Source organism: Helicobacter sp. 13S00477-4, from assembly GCF_002272785.1.
Classification (GTDB): domain Bacteria; phylum Campylobacterota; class Campylobacteria; order Campylobacterales; family Helicobacteraceae; genus Helicobacter_J.
In genome coordinates this window covers 1-492 of the sequence record NZ_MLAS01000041.1, presented here as the reverse complement: position 1 = coordinate 492, position 492 = coordinate 1, and the positions used below count along the sequence as shown (strand labels likewise).

Sequence of the window (492 nt, the reverse complement as noted above, 5' to 3'; positions counted from 1 at the left end):
ATTTCAAAACAATTCACTATGTGAGCCTAATTTAAAAGCATTCAAGATTAAAATATCTTCCCTCTTTTGATAGATAAGCAATAAGTCAGGCAAGATATGGCATTCTCTAAAATCTTTATATTCACCTTTTAATTTATGATCTTTATGTTTTGGCTCTAAAGGTTCATCATTAGCAAGTTTTTCCAAAACTTTCAATACCCTGTCTTTATCATTGCTGTTTATTTTTTTCCAAGCTATTTTAAAGCTATTTGTCCTAACAATTTTATATATCATCTTCTAGTTCAGCTTTTAGTTCTTCAATAGTTTCATAAGCTTTTAATTTTCCATTTTTATAATCTTTTATCATTTTGTCAGCTTCTTTTTTCCACTCTAATGCTTGGGTATCTTTTACTTTAGCATTCAACACATTAGCTAGGCTTTTGAACGCAGGGACAAACTTATCATCTAAATTTTCAATAATTAAAGTCATCTCAAAATCCTTTTTTAGCTTTT

Annotated in this window: 2 protein-coding genes; both read right to left on the bottom strand. The window is 28.0% G+C overall.

What is annotated here, in order from left to right; genetic code table 11:
• Positions 1 to 3: 3 nt before the first annotated feature.
• The gene (locus BKH44_RS08670; protein WP_095272446.1) at positions 4 to 273 is read right to left on the bottom strand and encodes a type II toxin-antitoxin system YafQ family toxin; all 270 of its coding nucleotides are present in this window, start codon (positions 271 to 273) and stop codon (positions 4 to 6) included.
• The coding region (locus BKH44_RS08665) for a hypothetical protein (protein WP_095272443.1) at positions 263 to 492 on the bottom strand (230 nt) is incomplete at its 5' end. The genes BKH44_RS08665 and BKH44_RS08670, both read right to left, overlap by 11 nt.